The 22,612-nt window shown below is 71.3% G+C and carries 17 protein-coding genes and 1 pseudogene; 12 read left to right on the top strand and 6 right to left on the bottom strand.

Going from position 1 to position 22,612, the window contains the following annotated elements:
* Positions 1–42 precede the first annotated feature (42 nt).
* Positions 43–1,806, top strand: coding sequence for a maltose alpha-D-glucosyltransferase (gene treS / locus G6N10_RS12870; RefSeq protein ID WP_179962836.1), 1,764 nt, complete (start codon positions 43–45; stop codon positions 1,804–1,806).
* Positions 1,803–3,119 carry a maltokinase N-terminal cap-like domain-containing protein gene (locus G6N10_RS12865; RefSeq protein WP_085098762.1) on the top strand — a complete coding sequence of 439 codons (1,317 nt, stop codon included), beginning with the start codon at positions 1,803–1,805 and terminating at the stop codon, positions 3,117–3,119. The genes treS and G6N10_RS12865 overlap by 4 nt, the downstream gene beginning before the upstream one ends.
* A 22-nt stretch (positions 3,120–3,141) precedes the next feature.
* Here the strand turns inward: G6N10_RS12865 and G6N10_RS12860 are convergent, their stop codons facing one another.
* Entirely contained in the window at positions 3,142–3,672 is a 531-nt protein-coding gene (locus G6N10_RS12860) for a hypothetical protein (protein WP_085098759.1), read from the bottom strand.
* Between the two features lie 141 nt (positions 3,673–3,813).
* Here G6N10_RS12860 and recC point away from each other — a divergent pair, with 141 nt between their 5' ends.
* The 3 genes from recC to recD are packed head-to-tail and all read left to right on the top strand — an operon-like array spanning position 3,814 to position 12,358.
* Complete coding sequence (gene recC, locus G6N10_RS12855; protein ID WP_085098756.1) at positions 3,814–7,179, top strand: exodeoxyribonuclease V subunit gamma; 3,366 nt, start codon at positions 3,814–3,816, stop codon at positions 7,177–7,179.
* A gap of 14 nt (positions 7,180–7,193) precedes the next feature.
* Positions 7,194–10,508 carry a UvrD-helicase domain-containing protein gene (locus G6N10_RS12850; RefSeq protein ID WP_085098857.1) on the top strand — a complete coding sequence of 1,105 codons (3,315 nt, stop codon included), beginning with the start codon at positions 7,194–7,196 and terminating at the stop codon, positions 10,506–10,508.
* Positions 10,505–12,358 carry an exodeoxyribonuclease V subunit alpha gene (recD, locus tag G6N10_RS12845; RefSeq protein ID WP_085098753.1) on the top strand — a complete coding sequence of 618 codons (1,854 nt, stop codon included), beginning with the start codon at positions 10,505–10,507 and terminating at the stop codon, positions 12,356–12,358. Before G6N10_RS12850 ends, recD begins: the two co-directional genes overlap by 4 nt.
* A 74-nt stretch (positions 12,359–12,432) precedes the next feature.
* Here the strand turns inward: recD and G6N10_RS12840 are convergent, their stop codons facing one another.
* On the bottom strand, positions 12,433–13,443 hold the full coding sequence (locus G6N10_RS12840) for an esterase family protein (protein WP_085098750.1): 1,011 nt from the start codon (positions 13,441–13,443) through the stop codon (positions 12,433–12,435).
* A gap of 249 nt (positions 13,444–13,692) precedes the next feature.
* Here G6N10_RS12840 and G6N10_RS12835 point away from each other — a divergent pair, with 249 nt between their 5' ends.
* Positions 13,693–14,397 (top strand): sensor domain-containing protein, encoded by a 705-nt coding sequence (locus G6N10_RS12835; protein WP_085098746.1) that lies wholly within the window; start codon positions 13,693–13,695, stop codon positions 14,395–14,397.
* 6 nt (positions 14,398–14,403) lie between these two features.
* On the opposite strand, the pseudogene G6N10_RS12830 reads toward G6N10_RS12835, so the two are convergent.
* Positions 14,404–14,544: pseudogene (locus G6N10_RS12830) on the bottom strand (ABC transporter permease); the annotation flags it as partial.
* Positions 14,545–14,650: 106 nt separating this feature from the next.
* Between G6N10_RS12830 and G6N10_RS12825 the strand changes: the two are divergent.
* Genes G6N10_RS12825 through G6N10_RS12805 form a run of 5 tightly spaced genes read left to right on the top strand, consistent with a single transcriptional unit; the run spans position 14,651 to position 17,253 of the window.
* Positions 14,651–15,418: an acyl-CoA thioesterase domain-containing protein gene (locus tag G6N10_RS12825; protein WP_234810629.1), complete on the top strand. Its 768-nt coding sequence runs from the start codon at positions 14,651–14,653 to the stop codon at positions 15,416–15,418.
* A gap of 60 nt (positions 15,419–15,478) precedes the next feature.
* A complete protein-coding gene (locus G6N10_RS12820; protein ID WP_085098740.1) occupies positions 15,479–15,934 on the top strand; it encodes a MaoC family dehydratase in 456 nt (151 codons plus the stop codon).
* Positions 15,935–15,983: 49 nt separating this feature from the next.
* On the top strand, positions 15,984–16,130 hold the full coding sequence (locus G6N10_RS12815) for a DUF1059 domain-containing protein (protein ID WP_085098737.1): 147 nt from the start codon (positions 15,984–15,986) through the stop codon (positions 16,128–16,130).
* A gap of 48 nt (positions 16,131–16,178) precedes the next feature.
* Positions 16,179–16,946, top strand: a complete 768-nt coding sequence (locus tag G6N10_RS12810; RefSeq protein WP_179962835.1) for an SDR family oxidoreductase — start codon at positions 16,179–16,181, stop codon at positions 16,944–16,946.
* A gap of 19 nt (positions 16,947–16,965) precedes the next feature.
* Positions 16,966–17,253, top strand: coding sequence for a hypothetical protein (locus G6N10_RS12805; protein ID WP_085098730.1), 288 nt, complete (start codon positions 16,966–16,968; stop codon positions 17,251–17,253).
* Positions 17,254–17,262: 9 nt separating this feature from the next.
* On the opposite strand, the gene G6N10_RS12800 is transcribed toward G6N10_RS12805, so the two are convergent.
* From G6N10_RS12800 to G6N10_RS12790, 3 genes are read right to left on the bottom strand one after another with little or no spacing between them, the layout of a single operon-like run.
* The gene (locus tag G6N10_RS12800; RefSeq protein WP_085098727.1) at positions 17,263–18,288 is read right to left on the bottom strand and encodes an alcohol dehydrogenase catalytic domain-containing protein; all 1,026 of its coding nucleotides are present in this window, start codon (positions 18,286–18,288) and stop codon (positions 17,263–17,265) included.
* Positions 18,289–18,322: 34 nt separating this feature from the next.
* The gene (glgX, locus tag G6N10_RS12795) at positions 18,323–20,473 is read right to left on the bottom strand and encodes a glycogen debranching protein GlgX (RefSeq protein ID WP_085098725.1); all 2,151 of its coding nucleotides are present in this window, start codon (positions 20,471–20,473) and stop codon (positions 18,323–18,325) included.
* A 35-nt stretch (positions 20,474–20,508) separates the two neighbouring features.
* Complete coding sequence (locus tag G6N10_RS12790) at positions 20,509–21,120, bottom strand: TetR/AcrR family transcriptional regulator (RefSeq protein ID WP_163742429.1); 612 nt, start codon at positions 21,118–21,120, stop codon at positions 20,509–20,511.
* 104 nt (positions 21,121–21,224) lie between these two features.
* Here G6N10_RS12790 and G6N10_RS12785 point away from each other — a divergent pair, with 104 nt between their 5' ends.
* On the top strand, positions 21,225–22,577 hold the full coding sequence (locus G6N10_RS12785) for a cytochrome P450 (RefSeq protein WP_085098719.1): 1,353 nt from the start codon (positions 21,225–21,227) through the stop codon (positions 22,575–22,577).
* The last annotated feature ends 35 nt before the right edge of the window (positions 22,578–22,612 follow it).

The following is a 22,612-nucleotide window of genomic DNA, read 5'->3' as shown; positions in this document are numbered from 1 at the left end:
ACCGGTGGCACCGGCCTACGGTCGAAGGCGAGTATGGGAACAATGAATCCGGGCGCATCCGACGGTAGCCACCTCAGCCACGGCATCGTCGAGTTGCCCGACGCCGGGGACTACGCGCACGCCCGTGCGCTGCCCGCGGACCCCAGCTGGTTCAAGAAGGCGGTGTTCTACGAGGTCCTGGTCCGCGCCTTCTACGATTCCAACGGTGACGGCTGCGGCGATCTGCGCGGGCTGATCGAACGGCTGGACTACCTCAAGTGGCTCGGCGTGGACTGCCTCTGGTTGCCGCCGTTCTACGACTCACCGCTGCGCGACGGCGGCTACGACATCCGCGACTTCCACCGCGTGCTAACGGAATTCGGCACCGTCGAGGATTTCGTCGCGCTGCTCGACGCCGCGCACGGCCGCGGCATCCGGGTCATCACCGACCTGGTGATGAACCACACCTCCGACACCCACGCCTGGTTCCAGGAGTCCCGGCGCGACCCGACCGGACCCTACGGCGACTACTACGTGTGGAGCGACACCGCCGAGCGCTACACCGACGCCCGGATCATCTTCGTCGACACCGAGGAGTCCAACTGGACCTTCGACCCGGTGCGGCGACAGTTCTACTGGCACAGGTTCTTTGCCCATCAACCCGACCTGAACTACGACCATCCGGCGGTCGCCGAGGCGATGCTCGACGTGCTGCGGTTCTGGCTGGATCTCGGCATCGACGGGTTCCGCCTCGACGCGGTGCCGTATCTGTTTGAGCGGGAGGGCACCAACTGCGAGAACCTGCCCGAGACGCACGCGTTCCTGAAGCGCTGCCGCAAGGTGATCGATGACGAGTATCCCGGACGGGTGCTCTTGGCCGAGGCCAACCAATGGCCCGCCGACGTCGTGGAGTACTTCGGCGACCCGGCCACCGGCGGCGACGAATGCCACATGGCGTTCCATTTCCCGCTGATGCCAAGGATTTTCATGGCGGTGCGTCGGGAGTCCCGGTTCCCGATCTCGGAGATTCTGGCGCAGACGCCCGAGATCCCGGAGTCGGCGCAGTGGGGCATCTTCCTGCGCAACCACGATGAGCTGACCCTGGAGATGGTCACCGACGAGGAACGCGACTACATGTACGCCGAGTACGCGAAGGACCCGCGGATGAAGGCGAACGTGGGGATCCGGCGTCGGCTCGCGCCGCTGCTGGACAACGATCGCAACCAGATTGAGCTGTTCACCGCGCTGCTGTTGTCGCTGCCGGGGTCGCCGGTGCTGTACTACGGCGACGAGATCGGGATGGGCGACATCATCTGGCTCGGCGACCGCGATGGGGTGCGGACCCCGATGCAGTGGACTCCCGACCGTAACGCCGGGTTCTCCACCGCCACCCCGGGCCGGCTGTATCTGCCGCCCAACCAGGACGCCGTGTACGGCTATCAGTCGGTCAATGTCGAGGCGCAGCGCGACAATTCGGCGTCGCTGTTGAACTGGACGCGGCGGATGCTGGCGGTGCGCCGCCGTCGCGAAGCGTTTGCCACCGGGCAGTTCTTGGAACTCGGCGGCTCCAACCCGTCGGTGCTGGCGTTCCTGCGGATCGATGCCGACGGCAACGATGTGGTGTTGTGCGTCAACAACCTGTCGCGTTTCCCGCAGCCGATCGAGCTGGACCTGCAGACCTGGTCCGGGCACACCCCGGTGGAACTGACCGGCCGGGTGCACTTCCCGCGGATCGGGCAACTGCCCTACCTGCTCACCCTGCCGGGGCACGGCTTCTACTGGTTCGAACTGTTGAATCTCGATGCACCGCAGGAGGTGACCCGATGAGCCTGCCCTTCCTGGATTGGCTGCCGAGCCGGCGCTGGTTCGCCGGCCGCGGGCGCGAATTGGTGTCGGCGGACCCGGCGGTGGTGGTGGCGCTGGACGACGGCCTGGACCTGATGCTCGTCGACGCGGTCTACGCCGACGGCGGCAGCGAGTGCTATCAGGTGATCGTGGGATGGGACGGTGAGCCGCTGGCCGAGTACGCCGAAACCGCCACCATCGGCAGTGACGGTGCCCGGATCGGCTACGACGCGCTGTATGAACCGAATTCAGCCGCGCGGCTGCTGGAACTGCTCGCCACCGACGCGGTCCGCGGCGACGTGACGTTCAGCGCCGAACCGGGCGCGCAACTGGACCCGGCCGCGCCGGCGCGAGTGACCAGCGCCGAACAGAGCAACACCAGCGTGATCTATCACCAGCACGCCATCCTCAAGGTGTTCCGCCGGGTCAACCCCGGGATCAACCCGGACGTCGAACTCAACCGGGTGCTGGGCCGGGCGCACAGCCCGAACGTCGCCCGACTGCTGGGCTCCTACCAGATTCGCTGGGAGGGGCAGCCCGCCCCGCTGGGCATGCTGACCGAGTTCGCGTCCAACTCCTCGGAGGGCTGGGACATGGCGACCGCCAGCTCCCGGGACCTCTACGCCGAGGGCGATCTGTACGCCGAGGAGGTGGGCGGCGACTTCGCCGGGGAGTCGCACCGGCTCGGGCACGCGGTGGCCGCGGTGCACGCCGTGCTCGCCGAGCGGCTGGGCACCGCGCCGGGGGAGTTTCCGGTGGCCGCCGCGCTGGACCGGTTGGCGTTCGCGGTGTCGCGCGCACCGGAGTTGGTTCCGTACGCCGACGCCGCGCGCCGGCGGTTCGAGGCGCTGGCGGGGATGCCGATGTCGGTGCAGCGGGTGCACGGCGACCTGCATCTGGGCCAGGTGTTGCGCACCCCGGAGCACTGGCTGCTGATCGACTTCGAGGGCGAGCCGGGAACCCCGCTGGAGCAGCGCAGGCGGCCGGACTCGGTACTTCGGGACGTGGCCGGCATGCTGCGGTCCTATGAGTACGCGGCCTATCACCCGCTGCTCGGGCAGGGCGGGGATCCCCAGGACAAGCAGTTGGCGGCCCGCGCCCGGGAGTGGACCGGCCGAAACGAGGAGGCGTTCTGCCAGGGCTATGTCGCCGGCGGGGGCCTGGACCCGCGGTCGGAGCCGGAACTGCTGGCCGCCTACCAGCTGGACAAGGCGATCTACGAGACCGCCTATGAGGCCCGGCATCGGCCGGCCTGGCTGACCATCCCGTTGGGTTCGGTCGCCGATCTGGTCTGAGTCGCTCAGGGCTCTGAGTCGCTCAGAGCAGGGTGCGGGTGCAGTAGGTACGCGCCGGCGTCGGATACGGCCAGGCGTGATCGCCGGCGCCGGCGCGGCAGGCGTCGCCGTCGGCCACCTCGAGGCGCTCGGTGACCTGGACCAGCACCCCGTCCCCGGACTCGGTTTCGGCCGCGCAGGTGCTGCGGGCCAGGGTGCCGATCGGCATGCTCAGCAGGTAGCAGTGCTCGGCGACCAGGTTGGGCACCAGGCACAGGGTGTGCGCGTCGTCGGCGTCGGCGCGCTGGTAGGCGGCGCTCGGGCAGGACACCCCGGCGGCGGTGACCGCGCCGACGGTGTAGCTGGGATCCTCGCTGCACACCGCGGCCCGCGCGACGCCGGAGGCCGGCAACGTCACGCAGCCGCCGACGGTGAAGGACTGCGCGCGGATGCCGTCGGCAGCGGCGGTCCGGGCAATGTGCATGACGGTGATCGCGGCGGCCAGCAGTGCCACCGCGGCCAGCGCAATGAGCGCGATCCGCAGTGTCGTCCAGGGCCGACGATCCGTCGTCATGCCCCGAGCGTGCCAGATGGTTTCACTTCTGTCTCAATAACCCCATAACACACATCGATGTAATTCGCCGCGAGGCGCGCCGGACGGAGTGTCCGCGGCCTCGCGGCCGGGTTGTCGGACGATGCGCATAGATTTGCCGGGATGGCTTTTCACCTGCACCGCGCCGAGCGCACCGACCTGCTCGCCCAGGGCCTGGGCGAGCTGTTGGCGACCCCGCCGGCTGACCCGTTCGGCACCGACCTGGTGCTGGTGCCCGCGCGCGGGGTGGAGCGCTGGCTGAGCCAGCGGCTGTCCCACCTGCTCGGCGCCGAGCACAACGACGGGGTGTGCGCCGGGGTCCGGTTCCGCTCGCCGCGGTCGCTGATCGCCGAGCTCACCGGGGACGCCGACGCCGATCCCTGGGATCCCGACGCGCTGACCTGGCCGCTGCTCGCGGTGATCGACGACGCGGTGACCCAGCCCTGGTGCGCGCCGCTGGCCGCCCACCTCGGCGCCGGGACTACCGGCGCGGGGACCGACGGCGCCGGGACCAACAGCGCCGGGCCGAACAGCGATGAGGCCGAGTTGCGCCGCGGTCGCCGCTACGCGGTGGCCCGCCGGATCGCCGGGCTGTTCGCCTCGTACGGCCGGCAGCGGCCGCAACTGCTCACCGACTGGGCCGCCGGGCGCGACACCGACGGCGCCGGGCGCGCGCTGGCCGCCGACCTGGCCTGGCAGCCGCGGCTGTGGCGCGGGCTGGTCGAACGGGTGCCGGCCGACCCGCCGGATGTGCGGCACCGCCGCACCGTCGCGCGGCTGGCCGCCGGCGGGCTGGAGCTGCCCGAGCGGCTGTCATTGTTCGGCCACACCCGGCTCAGCGCCACCGACATCGAGTTGCTCGCCGCGGTGGCCGCCGGGCATGACCTGCACCTGTGGCTGCCGCACCCCAGCGACGCGCTGTGGCGCGCGCTGGCCGGCCGGCACGGCCCGGTGCGCCGGCGCGAGGACCCCGATCACCGGGCGGCCGGGCATCCGCTGCTCGCCAGCCTGGGCCGCGACCTGCGGGAACTGCAGCGCGCGCTGCCGGCCGACGGGCTGCACGACGAGCACCTGCCCGATACGCGGCACCGCGAGGACCTGCTGGGCTGGCTGCAGTCCGACCTGGCCGCCAATGCCCTGCGGCCCGACGGCCGCAAGCCGGCCGCCGGGGACCGGTCGGTTCAGGTGCACAGCTGCCACGGGCCGGCCCGGCAGATCGAGGTGCTGCGCGAGACCGTGCTCGGCCTGCTGGCCGACGACGACACCCTGGAGCCCCGCGACATCCTGGTGATGTGCCCGGACATCGAGCGGTACGCACCGCTGGTGCTGGCCGCGTTCGGGCTCGGCGACCTGACCGGGCACCGGCCCGACGGCGCCGAGGCGACGCATCCGGCCTACCGGCTGCGCGTCCAACTCGCCGACCGTTCGCTGAGCCAGACCAACCCGCTGCTCGGCGTCGCCGAGCAACTGCTGGCGATGGCCGAGGGCCGCGGCACCGCCACCGAACTGCTCGACGTCGCGCAGGCCGCGCCGGTGCGGGCGCGGTTCGGGTTCACCGACGACGACATCGAAACGTTGACCGAGTGGGTCCGGGAATCCGGCATCCGCTGGGGGATCGACGCCGAACACCGCAGGCCCTACGGCCTGGACGGCGTCGTGCACAACACCTGGCGGTTCGGACTGGACCGGATCCTGGCCGGGGTGGCGATGTCGCAGGACGCCGAGGCCTGGATCGGCACCGCGCTGCCGCTCGACGACGTCGGCAGCAACCAGGTGGACCTGGCCGGGCGGTTCGCCGAGTTCGCCGACCGCCTGGCCGACGTGCTCGACCGGCTGTCCGGGGCGCATCCACTGACGCACTGGGTGCAGACCCTCCGCGACGGGGTGGACGGGCTGGCCCGGGCCACCGGCGAGGACGCCTGGCAGCGCAACCAGCTCGACCGCGAACTCGCCGAGGTCACCGAGTTCGCCGCGAGCCACTGGGACACCCTGTTGCGGCTCAACGACATTCGGTCCCTGCTCGGCGATCACCTGGTCGGCCGGCCCAGCCGGGCGAACTTCCGCACCGGCGCCATCACGGTCTGCACCATGACCCCGATGCGGTCGGTGCCGCACCGGGTGGTCTGCCTGGTCGGCCTGGACGACGGGGTCTTTCCGCGCAGCCACGCCGTCGACGGCGACGACGTGCTGGCCCGCGACCCGTTGGCCGGAGAGCGCGACCGCCGCGCCGAGGACCGTCAGCTGCTGCTCGACGCGATCGGCGCGGCCACCGAGACGTTGGTGATCACCTACACCGGCCGCGACGACGTGTCCGGGCAACTCCGGCCGCCCGCCGTGCCGCTGGCCGAACTGCTCGACACCCTGGACCGCACCGCGGCCCAGCCGGTGCGCACCCAGATCCTCATCGAGCACCCGCTGCTGTCGTTCGACGCCGAGAACGTCACTCCCGGAAGCAAACTGGCCGCGCCGGGCACCCCGTTCAGCTTCGACCCGACCGCGCTGGCCGGTGCCCGGGCGATGGCGGCCGGCCCGCGCGGCCCGGCACCGGTGTTCCTGAGCGGCCCGTTGCCGGTGCCGCCGCCCGGCGACGTCGCCCTCGACGAGCTGGTGAACTTCTTCCGGGACCCGATCCGCGGGTTCTTCCGGGCGCTGGACGTCGCGCTGCCGTGGCAGGCCGACGACGTCGAGGACGCCATGGCGGTGGAGGTCGGCGGCTTGACCGGCTGGGCCGTCGGCACCCGGATGCTGGCGGAGTTGGTGCGGGGCACCGACCGCAACGGGGTGCTGCAGGCCGAGTGGCGGCGCGGCACGCTCCCGCCGGGCCGGCTGGGCTGGCGCACCGCGAACTCCATCGTGGACAAGGCCGCCGCCGTCGCCGAGGAGGCCCGCAGTCACCTCGGCGCCGACCCCCGGGCCGTGGACGTCGACATCGAGCTGGCCGGCGGCCGCAGGATTCTGGGCACCGTCGGCGCGGTGCACGGCACCCAGCTGGTGTCCTACAGCTACTCCTCGCTGGGCCCCAAACAACTGATGGAGACCTGGATCCCGCTGCTGGCACTGGCCGCCCAGACCCCGGGAACCCGGTACTCGGCGCGCTGCATCGCCAAGGGTTGGGGCCGGCACCCGGTGGAGCAGGCCCGGCTGGCCACCCCGCCGGACCCGGTCGCGGTGCTGACCGAGTTGGTCGCGGTCTATGACGCCGGGCGGGCGGAGCCGCTGCCGTTGCCGGTGAAGACCTCCTACGCCTGGGCGGCCACCCGGGTCGCCGACGCCGCCGAGGTCCGGGCCCGCAAGCAGTGGGTGTCCACCGACCGGTACGACGGCGAGGAACGCAGCCCGGGTGTCCGGCGGGCCTGGGGCGCCGACGGCTGGGGCGCCCTGATGGCCCCGCCGCGCCCCGGCGAACAGGTCCCCGGGCAGCAGACCCGGATGGGCTGCTACGCCGCCCGGGTCTGGGCGCCGCTGATCGACGGACAGGACCGCGCGTGAACCAGAGCACCGAACTGGACCCGTTCGACCTGTGGGCCGAGCTGCCCGCCGCCGGCACCACCACGGTGCTGGAGGCCAGCGCGGGCACCGGCAAGACCTACGCGCTGGCCGCCCTGGTGGCCCGCTACCTCGCCGAGGGCCGGGCCACCCTCGACGAGATGCTGCTGATCACCTTCACCCGCGCCGCCACCCGCGAACTGCGTGAACGGGTCCGCGCCCAGTTGCTCAACGCCGTCGAGGCGTTCGGGCGCCCGGAGTCGGTCACCGACGACGTGCTGCGCCGGCTCGTCGACGTGCCGGCGGCCGAGGCCGAGGTCCGGGCCAAGCGGCTGCGCGACGCGCTGGCCGCGTTCGACGACGCCAGCGTCACCACCACCCACGGTTTCTGCCAGCTGGTGCTGCGCTCACTGGGGGTGGCCGGGGACTCCGACAGCAACGTCACCCTGGTGGAGAACCTCGACGACCTGGTCTCGGAGATCACCGACGACCTCTACCTGGCCGGCTTCGCCCATGCCGAGGACCGGCCGGTGATGACCCGGGCCGACGCCGGGAAGCTGGCCAAGGAGGTGGTGGCCCATCCCGGCGTCGAGCTGCGGCCCGCCGACCCGGCACCCGGCACCCCCGCGGCCGTGCGCCGCGACTTCGCCGGGAAGGTGCTGGCGGAGCTGGAGATCCGCAAACGCCGGGACCGGATCCTGAGCTACGACGACCTGCTGTCCCGGCTGGCCGGCGCGCTGCAGGCCGGCGGCGCCGACGCCGCCCGGGCCCGGATGCGCAGCCGCTGGAAGGTGGTGCTGGTCGACGAATTCCAGGACACCGACCCGATCCAGTGGCAGGTGCTGGAGTCCGCGTTCGACGGGTACGCCGCGCTCATCCTGATCGGCGATCCCAAGCAGGCCATCTACGCCTTCCGCGGCGCCGACATCAACACCTACCTGCGCGCGGCCGACGGTGCCGCGGTGCGCAAGACGCTGAACCGCAACTGGCGCAGCGATGCGCGGCTGGTCGCGTCGCTGCAGACGCTGCTCGGCGGCGCCGCGCTGGGGGACCCGCGGATCCGGGTGCACCCGGTCGACGCGCAGCACCCCGGCAGCCGGCTGACCGGGCCGAGCTGCGAGGCACCGATCCGGTTGCGGATCGCCGACCGCGACGCCGTCGGCGTCCCGCCGAACAAGCCGTTGAGCATCGAGGTGTTGCGCGCTCACATCGCCGCGGATCTGGTCGGCGACGTCGCCCGGATGCTGGCCGGCGGGGTCCGCTTTGACGGCAGCCCGCTGAGCGCCGGCGACATTGCCGTCATCACCGAACGCAACGAGGATGCGGTGCGCTGCTACGAGGGGCTGCTGGCCGCCGGCATCCCGGCGGTGTTCACCGGTGACCTGGACATCTTCGGCACCGAGGCCGCCGCGGACTGGCTGACCCTGCTGGAGGCCTTCGACCAGCCGGACCGCACCGGCGTGGTCCGGGCCGCCGGGGCGACGGTCTTCTTCGGCGAAACCGCCGCCACCCTGGCCGCGGGCGGGCCGGAGCTGACCGATCGGCTCGCCGAGACGCTGCGGGAGTGGGCCGATCACGCCCGCGGCCGCGGGATCGCCGCGGTGCTGGAGGCCGCCCAGCTCGCCGGGATGAGCCAGCGGCTGCTGGGCCACACCGGCGGCGAGCGCTCGATGACCGACCTGACCCAGCTGAGCCACCTGCTGTCCGAGGCCGCGCACCGGGACCGGCTCAGCCTGCCCGGACTGCGGGACTGGCTGCGCCGCCGCCGCACCGAGCGCGACGGGATGGGGGAGCGCCGCCGCCGGCTGGACAGTGACGCCGACGCCGTGCAGGTGCTCACCGTGTGGGGCAGCAAGGGCCTGCAGTTCCCGGTTGTCTACCTGCCCTACTCGTTCAACCGCTACCTCGGTGAGCCGGACTTCCCGCGCTACCACGACGGCGACGTGCGGTGCCTGCACATCGGCGGCGATTCCGGACCGCAACGCCAGCAGGCGGTTTCGGCCGCGCAGGCCGAAACCGCCGGTGAAACCCTGCGGGTCAGCTACGTGGCGCTGACCCGGGCGCAGTCCCAGCTGGTGCTGTGGTGGGCGCCGTCCTGGAACGAACCGACCGGCGGTGTTTCCCGGCTGGTGCGCGGCAGGCGGCCGGGCCAGTCCGAGGTGCCCGCGGCCTGCCTGCCGATGGAAAGCGACGACGTCGTTCCCGAGGCGTTCGCCGAGTGGGAGGCCGCCGGTGCGCTGGTGGTCGAACCGTCGGAGATCCGCGCCGTCGAACCGGTTGCCCGGGAACGGCCATCGGCCGAGTTGGCGGTCCGGGAGTTCACCCGAACCCTGGACACCGGTTGGCGCCGCACCTCCTACAGCGCTCTGCTGCGCGCCGCCGAGGGCGTGCTGCCGGCCAGCGGGGTCGGCAGCGAGGCCACCGACGCGGGCAAGGACGACGAGACGCACACCGTCGATGGCGGGGTGGCCGCCGGTCCGAGCGCGGTCTCCGAGGGTGCGCTGATCTCGCCGATGGCGCAGGTGCCCGCCGGGGCGGAGCTCGGGTCGCTGGTGCACGCCGTGCTGGAGGTCGCCGACCCGGCGGCCGCCGACCTGACCGCCGAACTCACCGCGCAGGTTCGGGCCCAGCAGAAGTGGTGGCCGGTTGCGGTGTCGGCCGAGGAACTCGGTGCGGCGCTGCTGCCGATGCACGACACCCCGCTCGGTCCGCTGGCCGGCGGTCTGACGCTGCGGAACATCGGCCACCGAGACCGACTGTGCGAGCTGGACTTCGAGATCCCGCTGGCGGGCGGGGACGGGTGTGCCGACGCGCCGAGGATCACGGTGGCCCGGATCGGCGAGCTGCTCGCGGCGCGGCTGAGCCCCGACGATCCGCTGGTCGGCTACGCCGAGCGGCTGATGACGCCCGAACTCGGGGGCCAGCCGCTGCGCGGCTATCTGTCCGGGTCCATCGACGTGGTGCTGCGGGTGCCGGGCCGGCGCTATCTCATCGTCGACTACAAGACCAACAAGCTCGGTGATCCGGCGCGCCCGCTGACCTCTGCCGACTACGGGCAGTCGCAGCTCGTCGCCGCCATGGAGCACTCCCACTACCCGCTGCAGGCACTGTTGTATTCGGTTGTGCTGCATCGGTTCCTGCGCTGGCGGCAGCCGAACTACGACCCCGATCGGCATCTCGGTGGCGTGCTGTACCTGTTCCTGCGCGGCATGTGCGGGCCGGAGACCCCGGCCGTCGACGGGGTGCCCGCCGGGGTGTTCAGCTGGGCGCCACCGGCGAAACTGATCGTCGAACTTTCGGATTTGCTGGCCGCGCAGGAGGTTCGCGCATGACGATGCCCGCCCCGCCGCCGACGGTCGAGGACCCGTTCGATCGTCGGCTCGCGCTGCGCGCCGAGGGGGTGCTGGCGCAGTTCAACCGGGCCGGCGTGCTGGAGGCCGCCGATGTGCACGTCGCCCAGCGGCTGTGCGCCCTGGCCGGCGAGGCCAACCCCGACGTCGGGCTGGCGGTGGCGCTGGCGGTCCGGGCGGTGCGCAACGGATCGGTCTGTGTGGACCTGGACTCCGTCGGTGTGGATCTGGCGTCCATCGGCGTCGGCCTCGACTCCATCGGTGTGGATTCCGGCTCCGTCGGTGTGGACCTGCAGGCCGCCGGCGCCCCGGCGGGGCTGACCTGGCCGGAACCCGCGGCCTGGCGCGCGGCGATCCGGGACAGCCCGCTTTCCGGCACGCCGCCGGTGTTGCGCCTCGAGCATGATCGGCTGCTGTACCTGGACCGGTACTGGCGAGAAGAGGACCAGGTCTGCCGAGACCTGCTGGAACGGACCGCCATCCGGCCGCTGGCCGACGGGCCGGCCGGCGCGGCGCTGGAGGCCGGACTGCTGCGGGTGTTCCACCGGACCGGCTCCGAGGAGCAGCGCGAGGCGGCGCGGATCGCGCTCACCCAGGCCACCACGGTGCTCACCGGCGGACCCGGCACCGGGAAGACCACCACCGTCGCCGGATTGCTGGCACTGATCGCCGAGCAGGCAGAAATCGGTGGACACCGGCCGCCGCGGATCGCGCTGGCCGCCCCGACCGGCAAGGCCTCGGCCCGGCTGCAGCAGGCCGTCGGCGAGGAGCTCGGGCTGCTCAGCGCGGCCGACCGCGACCGGCTGCCCGAACTGCACGCCGTCACGATCCATCGACTGCTGGGCTTTCGGCCGGGCAGCGCCACCCGGTTCCGGCATCACCGGGGCAACCGGCTGCCGCACGACGTGGTGGTCGTCGACGAAACGTCGATGGTGTCGCTGACCATGATGGCCCGGCTGGTGGAGGCCATCCGCCCGGACGCGCGGCTGATCCTGGTCGGCGATCCCGACCAGCTGACCTCGGTGGACGCCGGCGCGGTGCTCGCCGATCTGGTCGACGGCCTCGGCGAACGCGAGGACAATCGGATTGCGCGACTGCGTACCTCGCACCGGTTCGGCTCGGCGATCGGTGCGCTGGCCAGCGCCATCCGGGCCGGTGACGCCGAGCAGGTGCTGGCGCTGCTGCGCGGCGGCGATCCCGGCATCGCGTTCATCGAGGATCCGGAGCCCACGGCCGCGCTGCGACGGATTTTGTTGCCGCATGCCCTGCGGCTGCGGTCGGCCGCCCTGGAGGGTGGTGGCCGGGCCGCGCTGGACGTGCTGGAGCGGCACCGGCTGCTGTGCGCGCACCGCGAGGGTCCGTTCGGGGTGCGGCACTGGAATCGCCAGGTGGAGCGCTGGATCGGTGACGAAACCGCGGAAAACCTTTGGGCGGATTGGTATGTCGGGCGCCCGGTGCTGGTGACCGCCAACGACTACGGGATCGGCCTGTACAACGGGGACACCGGGGTCACGGTCGCCGAGGCCGGTCAGCTGCGGGTGGTGATCGACAGCGGGCTCGGCCCGGTCAGCTATGCCACCAGTCGGCTGTCCGATGTCGCGACCATGCACGCCATGACCATCCACAAGAGCCAGGGCAGTCAGGCCGCCGAGATCACCGTGCTGCTGCCCGGTGCGGACTCGCGGCTGCTGTCGCGGGAGTTGTTCTACACCGCGGTGACCCGGGCCAAGGACACCGTGCGGGTGGTCGGCACCGAGGACAGTGTTCGCGCGGCGCTGGACCGCCGGGTGCTGCGCGCCTCCGGGCTGCGCGGCCGGCTCGCCGGCAGCTGAGGTCCGGTGCCCAAACGCAGCGCGGCCCCCACCCGCGATGAGGTGAGGGCCGCGCCGGGGTGCCGGGGGCGGGGTCAGTTGGCCACGGCCGGAGCACCGTTGAGGGTGTTCTGCATGTCCGGGATCATCTGCTGGAGCTGCTGGCCCCAGTAGTTCCAGCTGTGCGTGCCGTTGGCCGGGAAGTTGAACACGCCGTTGCGGCCACCGGAGGCGATGTAGTTGTCCCGGAAGGTGACGTTGGTGCGCAGCGTCAGGCCCTCCAGGAACTGCGCGGCCATCAGGTTGCCGCCGTCGGAGCCGGCGTCCAGGTCCGACGGGGTGCCGGTGCCGCAGTACACCCAGAGCCGGGTGTTGTTGGCCACCAGCCGGCCCAGGTTGACCATCGGGTCGTTGCGGCGCCAGGCCGGATCCGAGGACGGCCCCCACATGCTGTTGGCGTTGTAGCCGCCGGCGTCATTCATGGCCAGCCCGATCAGCATCGGCCACCAGCCCTCGGACGGGTTCAGGAAGCCGGACAGCGAGGCGGCGTAGATGTACTGCTGGGGATGCCAGATCGCGTAGGTCAGGGCCGCGCTGCCGGCCATCGACAGGCCGACGACGGCGTTGCCGGTGGTCGACACGCCCCGGTTCGCCGCCAGCCAGGTCGGCAGCTCGGAGGTCATGAAGGTTTCCCACTTGTAGGTGTAGGCCTGCCCGTTGCCCTGCGACGGCTGGTACCAGTCGGTGTAGAAGCTGGACTGGCCGCCGACCGGCATGACCGCCGACAACCCGGAGTTGTAGAACCACTCGAACGCCGGGGTGTTGATGTCCCAGCCGTTGTAGTCGTCCTGGGCGCGCAGCCCGTCGAGCAGGTAGACCGCGTGCGGTCCGCCGCCCTGGAACTGCACCCGGATGTTGCGGCCCATCGAGGGCGACGGCACATCCAGGTACTCGACCGGAAGGCCTTCCCGGGAGAACGCACCTGCGGTGGCGGTCTCGCCGACCACCCCGATCAGGGCGGGCAGGGTGGCGGCGGCGACCGCGGCCACCGCCGCCCGGCGCAGGGACGTGGTGGCCTTTCCGCGCAATTTCTCAATCCTCTTCACGACTGGCCTCTTCACGACTGGGACCTTCACGACTGAGTTCCTCCGTCACTCGTAATTACACGCCTGTTACTTGTGTGACAAAAGTGAATCATGGGGCCAGTGAGGTTTGGGTTCGGTGGACTGCGCGGCGCAATCGCGGTTGGCTAACGATTGCGTCACGACGCCGTGGCCCGGCCGTCACCGAGCCGTGACCCACCCGCGGCGAACTGCCGCATCGGCGGGGGTCGCGGCGACGCTAGGGTCAACGGTGTGAAGGTGCGAATTCTGTTCACCGCGGTGGTCGGCATGCTGCTGCTGGCGGGATGCACGGTCATGGTCCCGGGAACCGCGGTGCCCGCAGACTCTGACGGTCCGCTCAAGCCGAAGCCGGTGGCGACCTCGGCGGTGGAGGACCTGCTGGCCGGCCCGGTCGAGGTCTCCAAGGTCGCCGGCAGCGGAACCACGCTGGTGCAGCAGGCGCGTGCCACCGGGATGAGCGACTCCACCGGAATCTCCAGCCGGGACTGCCGGTCGGCCTGGTCGCCGCTGCAGAAGGCCAGCTACGACGGGTCGGGCTGGATCTCGGTGGCCGGAAAGATCCTCAGCGACGAGCGCGACAAGGAGACCCGGCCGGACAACGTGATCACCCAGGCGGTGGTGTCGTTCAACGATTCCGATGCCGCGGACACCTTCTTTTCCGGCGTGACCAAACGCTGGAAGGCCTGCTCGGACAAGTCCGTCGTCTACACCCAGGACGGCGGCAAGCAGACCAACTGGAGCCTGGGTCCGGTGATCTCCGGTGACGACGTCATCCAGATCTCCCAGACCGCCGAGGGCGGCCGGGGCTGGGGCTGCCAGCATGTGCTCGGAGTGCGCAACAACATCGCGATCGAGGTGCTGCACTGCGCCGAGGGTCCCGGCGAGCAGGCCCGCGGCGTCTTCGACCTGATCGCCCGCAATGTCGGCGACCGCTGAGCGGGGCTACCGCACCAGCCGGCGGATCACCGCGGCCGCGGCGGTAATGCCCGCCACCGCCGCCACCAGCAGCACACCCACATCGACCCACAGGTTGGCCGGGGTGCCCAGCAGCAGCCCGCGCAGCGCGTTGACCTGGTAACTGAGGCCGGCGGGCCGGGCTGGTTGACTGGCCGGCAGTGCCTCGGCGAGGGGAGTGTGGATGGCCGACCAGCCGCATCCGGCGGGCAGCGAGCTGCTGCGGCTGCTGACCGTGCGCCCGGCCGGAGAGCTGTTCGTCGGCACCGGCTACGGCCCGGCCGACAAGCGGGCCTTCGGCGGCCAGTTCCTGGCCCAGGCGCTGCGGGCGGCCGCGGCCACCGTCGGGCCCGGGGCCCGGCCGACCAGCCTGCACATCCAGTTCCTGCGCGCCGGCAGCTGCGCCCCGGTGGACTACCGGGTCGAGCCGACCTACGACGGGCGCACCGCGATGACCCGCCGGGTGTGCTCGTACCAGGACGGCCGGCTCACCACCGTCGCGACGGCCTCGTTTGCCACCGAGCTGGCCGGGCCCGAGCATCCGCGGGCCGGCGAGCCGATCCCGGACCCGGCGGCGCTGCCGGTGACCGCGCCGCCGGGCCCGGCGCTCGGGGTGCCGCTGCACGACTTCGACCTGCGCTACCGCGAGCACGGCGACGGGGAGGGTTTTGTCCGCGAATTCTATTGGCGCACCGCGATGCAACTGCCCGACGAGCCGATCCTGCACCACTGCGTCGCGGCCTACCTGAGCGATCTGTACCTGCTGGACACCGCGCTGCGGGTGCACGGCCGCACCATGTCCGACCGCAGCCACCGGGCCGGCACCACCGACGCCGCGATCTGGTTCCACGGCCCGATCCGGGCCGACGGCTGGAACCTGCTGCGCTCGCAATCCCCGGCCGCCGGATCGGGGCGGGCGGTGGTGACCGCGACGCTGCTGGGCGCCGACGGCCGACCGGCCGCGACCCTGGTGCAGGAAGGCCTGCTGGCCGCGCGAGAATAGCGTTACCGAAAACGAGAACCGGCCCGGGGTAACCGGCCGTCGACCACCGAAGGGGCAACCATGCGGACGTTTGAATCACTGGCGGATTTCGCCGCCGCCAAGGGCGAGGTGCTGGGCACCAGTGACTGGTTCACCATCACCCAGGAGGCGGTCAACCAGTTCGCCGACGCCACCGGCGATCACCAGTGGATCCACGTCGACCCGGAGAAGGCCGCGGCGGGCCCGTTCGGCGGCACCATCGCGCACGGGTTCATGACGCTGTCGCTGCTGCCGGTGCTGATGCACCAGATCTACACCGTCAACGGCGTCAAGATGGCGCTCAACTACGGGGTGAACAAGGTCCGGTTCCCGGCCCCGGTCAAGGTGGGCGCCCGGGTGCGGGCCACCAGCACCCTCATCGACGCCGAGGACCTGGGCAACGGCGCCCAGCAGTTGATCGTCTCGACCGTCATCGAGACCGAGGGCGGGACCAAGCCGTCGTGCGTGGCCGAATCGGTGCTGCGTTACCTGAGCTGAGCACACCCGCTCTACCGCGGAACGGCGTTCTCGGGTAGACCTTTCAGTCATGAAGACACACCTGAACTGCCCGTGCGGCGAGTCGATCGTGGGCACCGACGAGGACGATCTGGTCGACAAGACCAAGGCCCACCTCACCGCGAACCACCCCGGCCACGACTACAGCCGCGAAGAGATCCTCTTCATCGCGTACTGACCGGCGGGGCTGCCCGCCCGCCCCGCGATCCGCGCTAGCGTGGCTTTCGTGACGGCGGGGGACAGCGGTTTCGACGGTGCGGTGGCGGTGATCACCGGCGGTGCGGTCGGCCTGGGCCGGGCGTTCGCCCGGGCGCTGGCCGAGGCCGGTGCCGCGGTGGCGCTGGTCGACGTCGACCGGGCCGGAGCCGAGCAGACCGCCGCGCAGTTGCGCGGGGACCGGGCGCGGGCGGTCGCGGTGGTCGCCGACGTCGCCGACGAGGAGCAGATGGCGGCGGCGGTGCAGGCCGTCGTCGCCGAACTCGGCGGGGTCGACATCCTGATCAACAACGCCGGGCTGCACCTGATGCGGTACAACCAGCCGTTCGCCGCGCTGCCCCGCGCGGAACTGCGCCGGCTGCTCGAGGTCAACGTGGTCGGCGTCGTCAACGCCACGCTGGCCTGCCGCGAGGCGATGCGGGCCCGCGGCGGCGGGGCGGTGCTCAACGTCTCGTCGATGGCCGGCTATCTCAGCACCACCCCGTATGGGGTGTCCAAGCTGGCCGTGCGCGGGCTGACCACGGCGTTCGCCGCGGAGTTGGCCGCCGACGGGATCCGGGTCAACGGTATCGCCCCGGGCTTGACGACGACCGAGAGCACGCTGGGGGAACTGCCGTATAGCCTGATGCAGCAAATCGTCGCCGAACGCCAGTTGATCACCCGGCCCGGAACAACCGACGATGCGGTGTCGGCGATGCTGTACCTGTGTTCGCGGCAGGCGTCGTTTGTCACCGGTGAGACGCTCAAGATCAGCGGCGGCTACCCGCTGTACGTCTAGCAGAGAGGACGGCCCCGACATGGACGTCGACGACAACGGCCCCGACCAGACCCTGAACCCCAGCGAGTCGCTGGACTCCGATGAGGTGCGCAACGACGACGGCGACATCGTGGTCGACCCGCCGGAGCGCTGGATCCCGGTCATCGAGGAGCAGAGCCTCGCCGAGCGGCTGGCCGCGGAGGTGCCCGACGTGCTCACCGGCGAGGCACAGCCGGCTCGCCCGACCCGGCAGCATCGCGGGCAGATCGACGGCGCCCCGGAGGACGGCGAGTCGTTCTACTCGGTGATCGACGGCGACGAACGGTAGTCCCCGGGCTCAGATGCTGAGCGTGACCTTCACGCAGTCGGAGGTCCGGGCGGCGACGGCGGCGTAGCCGGCCGCGGCGTCGGCCAGCGGCATGGTGTGGGTGAAGATGCCGCCGGTGTCCAGCCGTCCGCACTGGATCAGCGGGATCAGCTCGCCCCAGGTGCGCTGCACCGGTGCGGTCGTCATCCGCAGCGTGATGCTGCGGATCAGGCTCAGCGTCGCCGGGAACGGGAACGGGTTCAGGTCGTGCACGCCGATCACCGACACCGTGCCGCCGGCCCGCACCATCGCCAGCGCCTCGGTCATGGTGGCGTCGTTGCCGACGGCGTCGATCACCGCCGCGGCGCCGCGCCCGCCGGTGGCCTCCAGTACCGCGGCCAGCGCCGACGGCTCCACCGCGGTGGCGCCGGCCAGCGAGGCCCGCTCTCGGCGGCCCTCGACCGGGTCGACGGCGAACACCTGGCCGGCGCCCTGCACGATCGCGCTGCGCACCGCGCACAACCCGACCGCGCCGAGGCCGATGACGACGACCGTGCCGCCCGGCGGGATGTCGGCGCGCTGCGCGCCGGCCCAGCCGGTGGCCAGGTTGTCGGTCAGCAGCAGCGCCTCCTCGGTGTCGATCCCCTCGGGGATCTTCAGCAGCTGGAAGTCGGCCGTCGGCACCGCCAGCAGCTCGGACTGGGCGCCGCCGAGCACGCCGGCGCCGAAGATCTGCGGTCCCTGCACGCAGCAGACCGGGTCGTGGGTCGCGCAGCCCGCGCAGTGCCCGCAGCCGGCCACCGAGGACACCAGCACCAGATCGCCGACCGCCACGTTGCGGACGTCGGGGCCGGCCTCGACGACGGTGCCGATCGCCTCGTGGCCCAGGGCCACCGGCTGGACCAGCGGGTAGTCGCCCTCGTAGAAGTGCAGGTCCGAGCCGCAGATGGCGGCGGAGCCGACGGCGATGATGGCGCCGCCGGGCCCCGGTAGCACGGGGTCGGGCCGATTGTCGATGCGGATCTGGCCGGGGGCGTCGATCACCACGCTGCGCATGCGGACAGATTACCGAAAGTGTCTAGGGGTGCGGCTAGGGCGCCGCGGGGGCCTGCAGCACCACCATCGCGCGGGGCCCGACGGTCACCGTCGAGGCGGCCGGCAGCGGTTCGGGCGGGTCCTCGGGCGCCCCGCGCTCGGCCGTGGTGTCGATGACCGGCAGCCACTGCGCGCCGAAGTTCGCCGGCGGCAGCCGGAAGTCGATCTGCTCGTGATGGGCGTTGAAGCACAGCAGGAACGAATCGTCGTTGACCGGGTGGCCGCGCTGATCGAGGCCGGGGATGCCGTGCCCGTAGAGGTAGACCGCGACGGACTTGCCGAACCCGGAATCCCAGTCCTCGTCGGTCATCTCCGAGCCGTCGGGGCGGAACCAGGAGATGTCCGAGCTGGCCGCGTCGCGCTGCCGGACCGGCCGGCCGGTGAAGAACCGCCGGCGTCGGAAGACCGGGTGGGCGGCGCGCAGTTCGGCGACCCGGCGCAGGAAGTCCTGCAGCCCGGCGTCGGCTGCCGCCCAATCCACCCAGGTGACGGGGTTGTCCTGGCAGTAGCCGTTGTTGTTGCCGCCCTGGCTGCGGCCCAGCTCATCTCCGTGCGACAGCATCGGCACGCCCTGGCTGAGCAGCAGGGTGGTCAGGAAGTTGCGCTGCTGGCGCGAGCGCAGGGCACGGATCTCCGGGTCGTCGGTGGGGCCTTCCACCCCGCAGTTCCACGACCGGTTGTGGCTTTCGCCGTCGTTGTTGTCCTCGCCGTTGGCCTCGTTGTGCTTCTCGTTGTAGGACACCAGGTCGGCCAGGGTGAAGCCGTCGTGCGCGGTGACGAAGTTGATCGAGGCGACGGGGCGTCGTCCGGTCGCCTCGTAGAGATCCGGTGAGCCGGTGATCCGGTAGGCGAACTCACCGAGGGTGGCGTCCTCGCCGCGCCAGAAGTCGCGCACCGTGTCGCGGTACTTGCCGTTCCACTCGGTCCACTGCGGCGGGAAGTTGCCGACCTGGTAGCCGCCGGGGCCGACGTCCCACGGCTCGGCGATCAGCTTGACCTGGCTGACCACCGGGTCCTGCTGCACCAGCTCGAAGAAGGTGCTCAGCCGGTCGACGTGGTAGAACTCCCGGGCCAGCGTCGAGGCCAGATCGAAGCGGAACCCGTCCACGTGCATCTCGGTGACCCAGTAGCGCAGCGAGTCCATGATCAGCTGCAGCGAATGCGGGTGCCGGACGTTGAGGCTGTTGCCGGTGCCGGTGTAGTCCATGTAGTAGCGCTTGTCGTCGTCGACGAGCTGGTAGTAGGCCGGGTTGTCGATCCCGCGCATCGACAGCGTCGGGCCCAGGTGGTTGCCCTCGGCGGTGTGGTTGTAGACCACGTCGAGGATCACCTCGATGTCGGCGCTGTGCAGCGCGCGGACCATCGCCTTGAACTCCTGCACCTGGGCGCCCGGGGTGGTGCTGGAGGTGTAGATGTAGTCCGGGGCGAAGAACCCGATGGTGTTGTAGCCCCAATAGTTGCTCAGGCCCTTGTCGATCAGCGTCGAGTCGTTGGCGAAGTGGTGCACCGGCATCAGCTCGAGTGCGGTCACCCCGAGCGATTTCAGATGGTCGATGATCGCCGGGTGGGCGATCGCGGCGTAGCTGCCGCGGATCTGCTCGGGAATGTCGGGGTGGGTCATGGTCAGTCCCCGCACGTGCGTCTCGTAGATGACCGAATCGGCGTATTCGTGCTGCGGCGGCCGGTCCACACCCCAGTCGAAGTACGGGTTGATCACCACCGACTTGGGCATGTGGGCGGCCGAGTCGTCGTCGTTGCGGCTGTCGGGGTCCCCGAAGTTGTAGCCGAACATCGACTGGTCCCACTGGAAGCGCCCGTCGATGGCCTTGGAGTAGGGGTCAAGCAGCAGCTTGTTCGGGTTGCAGCGCAGCCCGGCGGGCGGATCGTAGGGGCCGTGCACGCGGAAGCCGTAGCGCTGCCCGGCGACGATTCGGGGTAAAAACGCGTGCCAGACGAATCCGTCCACCTCGGGCATCTCGATGCGGGTTTCGCGCAGCTCGCCGTCCTCGTCCGGGTCGAACAGGCACAGCTCGACACGCTCGGCGACCTCGCTGAACACCGCGAAATTGGTGCCGGACCCGTCGTAGGTGGCGCCGAGTGGATACGCCTTGCCCGGCCAGACCTCAATTCCCGGGGGGATATCCATACTCTCCGCTCCTCGTACGTATCGACCCCGTCAACTTAGTCGGTACGGCCCGCCGGCGCTGCGCTCGCAGTGGGTCGCGGACCGGTGACCAGCCCGATGCAGGCGGCGATGGCGGCCGCGGTGATCTCGGTGATGCTGCCGCCGTCCTCCATCGTCTGCGCGGTCAGTTCGCGCAGCCCACCGAGCAGAATCACCGCGGTCGCCCGCGATATCGGGGCCAGCCCGGCGCGCGCGAATCCGGGGTTGGCGGTGATCTCCAGCAGCAGCTCGGCGAACCGGTCCATGCCGCGGCGTTGCACCGGGTAGGCGGCCTCGCCCAGGGCGGGGAACTCCCGGATCCAGGTCAGGGTGACCGCCGGGCGGTTCTCGATGACGGTGACGTAGGCGTCGACGGCCGCGGTGATCTGCTCGGGGAAGTCGGCCTCGGGGTCGACGGCGGCGCGGATGGTGGCGATCATCGTGACGTTGTCGGCGTCGAGCAGCTCAAGCAGGCAGTCGTCCTTACTGGTGAAGTGCGTGTAGAAGGTGCGCTTGGAGGTCTTGGCGGCCCGGACGATGTCGGCGACCGTGGTGTCCCGGTAGCCGCGCGCGATAATGGCGTCGGCCAGGCCCTCGAACAGCCGGGTGCGTGGGTCGGGGGTTTGCACGCCGAACTCCTCCCAACCTCTTGCCGCCACTGGTACCAACGGGTACCGTACCGGACAAGCATTGGTACCGGTGGGTACCAGCAGGTTCTCGCGGAGGTGCGTCCATGACCGAAACCGTCACCGACCCGGTCGGCAACCCGGCGGCTGAGCCGGCCGTCGGCCCGGCCGCCGAGCCGATCAACTGGCCGCCGGCACCGCGCCGGGTCCCCAAGAGCGTGCAGGGCGCCATGTACGCGCTGCAGCGCCGGCGGGTGGTCAACCGGCTCACCGCCCGGTTCGGCGGCGCGTTCAGCCTCAACGTGCCGTTGTGGGGAAGAATGGTGGTGGTCACCGACCCGGCGCTGGCCAAGCAGGTGTTCGCGGCCGATCCGGAAGTCCTCGGCAACATCCAGCCGAACCTGAGCCGGATGTTCGGCCCCGGATCGATCTTCGCGCTCGACGGCGCCGAGCACCGGGCCCGTCGCAAGCTGCTGACCCCGCCGTTCCACGGCAAGGCCATGCACCGCTACGAGGCCATCGTCGAGGAGGAAACCCGCCGCGAACTCGCCTGCTGGCCGGAGAACACCGAGTTCCAGACCCTGGAACCGATGATGCGGATCACCCTCAACATCATCCTGCGGGCCATCTTCGGGGCCGGCGGAGCGGAACTGGAGGGGCTGCGCCGGGGCATCCCGCCGTGGGTGACGCTGGGCTCCCGGCTGGTCGTGCTGCCCAGCCCGCGCCGGGACTTCGGACCGTGGCGGCGGCTGCGGCAGTACCGCGAGGAATACGACGCGCTGGTCGGCACCCTGATCGACCGGGCGATCGCCGACCCGGACCTGGACGATCGCACCGACGTGCTCTCGGTGCTGGTGCGCAGCCGCTACGAGGACGGCACCGCGATGTCGCGCTCCGACATCGCCGACGAACTGCTGACCCTGCTGGCCGCCGGCCACGAGACCACTGCCTCGACGCTGGCCTGGGCGTTCGAGCGGATTTCCCGGCACCCGGAGGTGCTCGCGCGGCTGGTCGCCGAGGCCGACACCGACGACAACGAGTACCGCCAGGCGGTCATCTACGAGGTGCAGCGCAACCGCACCGTCATCGACTTCGCCGCCCGGAATGTCAACGCCCCGGTCTTCGAACTCGGCGACTACCGGATCCCGCGGGGCGCCTCGGTGTCGGTGTCGCTGGCGCAGATGCACTGGAACGCCACCGCGTTCCCCGAGCCGCAGCGCTTTGACCCGCAACGTTTTCTGGGCCAGCGGCCCAGCGTGTCGTTCTGGATGCCGTTCGGCGGCGGCACCCGGCGCTGCGTCGGGGCGGCGTTCGCGAACATGGAGATGGACGTGGTGCTGCGGACCGTGCTGCGCAGCGTCCGGATCGACACCACCGACCGCCCGGCGGAGAAAATCCACAACCGCGGCGTCGCGTTCACCCCCCGCGACGGCGGGCGGGTCACCGTGCACCGGCTGTGAACCTCTGCCCCGCCGGGGCGGGGCGGGCGAACCTG

It is taken from the genome of Mycolicibacterium fallax (genome assembly GCF_010726955.1).
In the GTDB taxonomy this organism is placed as follows: Bacteria; Actinomycetota; Actinomycetes; order Mycobacteriales; family Mycobacteriaceae; genus Mycobacterium; species Mycobacterium fallax.
This window is presented reverse-complemented; position numbering and strand designations above follow the sequence as displayed.

Bases quoted from the DNA above. Each gene is read 5' to 3' on its own strand.
- G6N10_RS12805 (WP_085098730.1), top strand. From the start codon at position 16,966: ATGGACGTCGACGACAACGGCCCCGACCAGACCCTGAACCCCAGCGAG.
- G6N10_RS12860 (WP_085098759.1), bottom strand. From the start codon at position 3,672: ATGACGACGGATCGTCGGCCCTGGACGACACTGCGGATCGCGCTCATT.
- G6N10_RS12865 (WP_085098762.1), top strand. From the start codon at position 1,803: ATGAGCCTGCCCTTCCTGGATTGGCTGCCGAGCCGGCGCTGGTTCGCC.
- G6N10_RS12820 (WP_085098740.1), top strand. From the start codon at position 15,479: ATGCGGACGTTTGAATCACTGGCGGATTTCGCCGCCGCCAAGGGCGAG.
- recC (WP_085098756.1), top strand. From the start codon at position 3,814: ATGGCTTTTCACCTGCACCGCGCCGAGCGCACCGACCTGCTCGCCCAG.
- G6N10_RS12815 (WP_085098737.1), top strand. From the start codon at position 15,984: ATGAAGACACACCTGAACTGCCCGTGCGGCGAGTCGATCGTGGGCACC.
- G6N10_RS12800 (WP_085098727.1), bottom strand. From the start codon at position 18,288: ATGCGCAGCGTGGTGATCGACGCCCCCGGCCAGATCCGCATCGACAAT.
- treS (WP_179962836.1), top strand. From the start codon at position 43: ATGAATCCGGGCGCATCCGACGGTAGCCACCTCAGCCACGGCATCGTC.
- recD (WP_085098753.1), top strand. From the start codon at position 10,505: ATGACGATGCCCGCCCCGCCGCCGACGGTCGAGGACCCGTTCGATCGT.
- G6N10_RS12785 (WP_085098719.1), top strand. From the start codon at position 21,225: ATGACCGAAACCGTCACCGACCCGGTCGGCAACCCGGCGGCTGAGCCG.
- glgX (WP_085098725.1), bottom strand. From the start codon at position 20,473: ATGGATATCCCCCCGGGAATTGAGGTCTGGCCGGGCAAGGCGTATCCA.